General features: G+C 56.3%; 2 protein-coding genes and 1 pseudogene. All 3 read right to left on the bottom strand.

The genetic code is table 11. The annotated features are described in order from the left end of the window. A pseudogene (locus WBB95_RS15465) lies at positions 1-237 on the bottom strand (phage tail protein); the annotation flags it as partial. A gap of 59 nt (positions 238-296) precedes the next feature. Beyond that, positions 297-944: a hypothetical protein gene (locus tag WBB95_RS15470; RefSeq protein ID WP_424488381.1), complete on the bottom strand. Its 648-nt coding sequence runs from the start codon at positions 942-944 to the stop codon at positions 297-299. A 325-nt stretch (positions 945-1,269) separates the two neighbouring features. Then, positions 1,270-4,485: host specificity protein J (locus tag WBB95_RS15475; protein WP_424488382.1), on the bottom strand; the 3,216-nt coding region annotated here is incomplete at its 5' end.

A 4,485-nucleotide genomic window follows, 5' to 3' on the forward strand; every position in this document is an offset into this window, starting at 1 on the left:
GTCGTAGCCCTGCACGGGCATGATGGCGTAGGCAGCACCGCTGACAGTCGGGCCCTTGTACGCGGGTAGGATCGAGATAACCGTGGAACTGGCGACGTTGGCTACCTCGTAGGTCGCACCGTCTGGACCAACGAATGAGTCGCCATTCCGGCTGCTGGCGGCGAAATCCACGTTTGCGCCGACGACAGTGGTGCTGCCGTTTTGTACAGCAACTGTTCCGGCTCTTTGCCAAACCATATTTTTCTCCGGTCGTTAAAAAACCGCTCAAGGCGGCATACATAAATGGGCTGCTTAATTCAAGCCGCAATCTTCCCGAATATGGCCTGAAGCATAAAGTAGGTTGGGTTAGTAACAGTAGTGACGCTAAACCTGATCACACCCGCCGTAAAATCATATCTAAGTCCGGTACCCCGTGACTCGTTGTTCCCGGCCATCATTGGCATACGTGCGTTATTTATCATCAGGTAATCTCCAAGCGCGTAGTTCATCGGTATGGAGTACCAATTTGTTATTAAACCTTGAGAGTTCTGATCCGAATGGGTATAGCTACAGTTCGCAATAGCGCGAGTAAATACTGCGGCTTGAGTTCCAGAATCAAATATTTGTTTTGCATCGGCATCCCACATCCTAAGCCCGTAAGAAGCAGAGGGTGTCGACGAAAAAGCACCTACAAATATATCTCCGGAATGCGCCTGATTAGATACTACGGTTGCACCAGTCCAAGAGCCTGCAGAGCCAACAAGCAATACGCCGAGCTGAATAATCGAACTATTATTTTGAGGTCGAATGAAAACAAGCGGAGGCTCTTGGGTAGTGACTACCTTCTGGAAAGAAATCCCAGCGTTCGCCGTATAGGAGCCTTTGTGAAACACACAAAGCCTGGCATATTCCGAGTCAAGAGATACTGATCCCAAATCATTTACAACGCTTAGACCATAGCTCATCAAACCCACCTTGCGACGATTAGACGCATTGTTGCCGATGAAAAAGAATCACTAGGCCTAGGCGCAAGGTAATTCCTCACATACGCGACCCCTTGACCCATTTCGCACTCAAGCTGCCGGTTAGAGGCGACCTGCGCAGTATCGTTATTTATCGGCAAAAGAAAGCAAATAGAGTTGTTAGGGGTGCACCCAGGCACGGAAAACGATCTTTGACCTCCGCCCCCTGCTGCGTAAGAAACCAAAAGGGAAAGTACAATTCTGTAGGTGGAAGTGCTTGTATCAAACTCAAGAGCACCGTTCGTCGACCACAGCCGCAATCCAGAACTCATTCGGTTTGATCTCCTAGCTGTACACGTTTAACACCGTTCACATCCCAGAATCGTAAAGAGCGATTCGTCATCATTGATCGCCCCTGACCTGGAACAACGCCATTGATTTCAAACGTCCCGTCGAAGAACAGCTTCCAACCAGTGCTTCCTGCAACATAGTTGTTCGACTGTATGTAGTTGCCGATCTTGGCGTTGGTGATCGTTCCGTCCTGGATAAATGCTGAGCTGATGAAGGTCTGCCCGCCGGTAACCGAGAAAGGCGACACGGGCGTGCCATTTGCCAGGTTGAGCAGCATGAAGGTGTCCGCCCTGACCACGAACTGCGACGAAACCCCAGATGGGTCGACCTGCAAGCCCAATCCAAACGAAGCGGCGTACTTCTGGCCTCCCGCAGTGGTCTCCATTTTCACTGACCAGATCGTCGACAGATCCCCGCTCATTTTGGCCACCGCTTTGCTGGTGGTCTGAATGGCGGTCTCATTGGCACCGGCCTTGGCGTTGAGTTGCGTGATGCTTTCAGCCGTAGCCGTGCGGTCCGTCGCAGTAACTCGTTCAAGATTTGTGATCTTGGCGCCGCTGTCACCGACAGTAGCGTCGAGCGTTATCAGGCGCTGCGCCGTAGCCTCGTTCGCCGAAGATCGCACTAACTCTTCGCGGGCAATAGCCGCAGTGCTGCTCCAGCCCTTGAGCGCATCAATCTTTTCACCGTTGCCGCTATCGTCCCGGGTGGCGGCGCGAAGTGCATTGAGCGTTGAGGCCTGGGCGACAACCTTGCCGTCGACAGTCTCGATGTTGGTTTTGTTGAGCGCGACCTGCTGCGCCAGGGCGCCGACAGTTCCAACTGTCTGCCCGACGTCGAGCCAGTAAGTGGCATTCGGCGGTGGCTTGTTGGCCGGTACGCTGGCGATAGCCTGATAAAGCCGCTGCCCTTGCCGCACCGTGTCGCCGGCTGCATAGGTCCTCGCGGGGTCGTACAGCAGGATGTCGTCCAGTGCATCGATCTGGTCCTGCAGGCCGGGGATCTTGTTAATGTCGCTGAGCAGATCCTGACCAAGCTCAGTCTTGCTGATCTTTCCCGCCAACATTTTGAGGATCGGCCCAGCGTCAGCGCTCGCCTGCCCCATCACCCCATTCACAACCGGGTAGAACGGGCCGACGTTGCCAGTGCGGTCCACCAGGCGAGCCCAGAAGAACAGCGTGGCGCCCGCCAACAGTTGCTGCATGCGGTAGTCGGCCTGCGGGTAAGCCAGGTCGGCCAGCTTCGTTGCGGCGGGCAGGTTGTTCGCCGGGCCATACCAAAGCTCGGTGCGCTGGGTGTCCTCTGCACCAGGTGGGAAAGCCCACTTGATGCTGATGCCGAACAGCTCACTGGTAGTGGTGAGCGAGCTCACCGCCAGCGGCAACCCAACCTTCCCTTTCAGATTGGTCAGTACGGAGCTTTTCCAGACCGACGAGATTTCGAAGGCGCTCACCGACCGCACGCGGGCCAGGTAGGCGCCCGAGTAAATACCGGTGACGTCCACACTCGTCGAACCCGTGCGCTGCACCTTGATCCAGTTGCCGCTATCCTTGCGCCACTCCACGTCATAAGCGACCGCGCCGGTAACGGCAGGCCACGAGATGTTCATGGTGCTGATGGCCAGACCCTGATCAATCGACACGTTCGACGTGACAGTGACACTCGCCGGAGGGGCAACGACGGTGATTGGAATAACGCTTATTGGGCGGTCTTCCAAGCGGGCACCCGTGTCAATGCTTGGGAACTTGCTTGGCTCATACTGCAGCGCACTGATTTCGTAATCGCCCTCTTGCGTGCGTGCGGTCCTGATCACTCGATAAAGAGGGATGGCCAGATCATCCGCATCGATTGCCCACTGAAGTTGTACTGCTGGCGGTTCGCTGTAGGCCACTGTGACGGCGATATTGCGCCCGCTCACGCCTTCCACGGTGCGCCCCTCCGCACGCCCGCCTGGCAGGTTGATGACCAGGCGATCGCCTGCTTTTGCCAGGGTGTCGCGATCAAGCGTGATGACCTTGCCGGCAGCCGCGGCGATTCGACCGCCGATCTCTCGGCCGGCGAGCAACGAGTCGGCGACTGGAATGATGAAACCAGGCAGCGGAATTCGGCCTTCCATGCCGGTCTTGAAGTTGATAGTGCGGTCCTGGTTGTTGCTCAGCACAAGCCATTTGGCCCGGCGTTGGGCCTCAGACGCGCGGGTGCAGCCTATAGCGCTGATTTCCGTTGGTTTGTCGCCCAGGCGGCGCTGTAGCGGCAAGTCGGAATAGACGGTGACATCGGTGTCGTAGTTGTTGAGCGGGTTGTCGTAGCTCACAAGACACCGCGTGAAGCGCGTCTTCGCTGAGGCGCTGCCGTAGGAAATCTTGCCGTCAATCACGTTCGACCTGGTGAAGACATAGTCGATGTCCTGTGAGCGGGGCATGTCCGCCTGCATCACCAACTGGCCCTGAGCCCAATATGTCATGCCCCGGTAAATGCCTGCGATATCTCGCAGAAGCGACCAAGCATCCGATTTGCCCTGCAGGTTCATATCGCATAGGAAGCGCGGCTCTTGCCCGTCCGCGCCGTCAGATACCAGTTGGTCGCAATATTGCGCGATGCGGTAAAGCTCCCACTTATCCACCATCCACGGCTTTATGCGTCGGCCTAAACCGAAACGGTCCTGAGTGCAGATGCCGTACGTTACCCACGCTGGATTATTGGTCCAAGCCTCCTTCATGGTGCCGTCCCAAGCCCCGGAGTAGGTCCGGGCCACCGGGTCGTAGTTGCTCGGCACCTGCCAGCGGCGCGCCTTGCATTTCACTGTCACGGCCGGAATATTTGTGAATTGCTCGGCGTTGAACTCGATGAACAAAAGCGCGGTGTTTGGATAGCGCAACTTCTCGTCAATAACCTGCGTGTAGCCGGCGATGAGAGTGCTGTCAGCTATCTTGTCGGTGTTCTGGTTTGGGGTGATTCGGCGAACACGAATAAGCCAGCCACTTGTAGCAGTAGGTAGCTTGATTGGCAGTGACCGCTCGTAGCGTGTGGTGGTCTTGCCGTCCATGGCGCCCACCAGCACCTCCTGATATGCACCTCCATCAGTGGCCACATCCACCGCATACTCGACGCGGTAACCGTTGATATTTCCTTGGTCGTCCTGACTTGTAAGTCGCGGCGTAGCCAGGCGTATGCGAACAGCAGAGAGTTGTAG

Origin of the sequence: Pseudomonas sp. (assembly GCF_049645325.1) — a bacterium.
Taxonomy (GTDB): Bacteria; Pseudomonadota; Gammaproteobacteria; order Pseudomonadales; family Pseudomonadaceae; genus Aquipseudomonas.

What these genes read in the sequence shown, in the direction of transcription:
- WBB95_RS15470 (WP_424488381.1), bottom strand. Translation starts at nt 944, where the DNA reads ATGAGCTATGGTCTAAGCGTTGTAAATGATTTGGGATCAGTATCTCTT.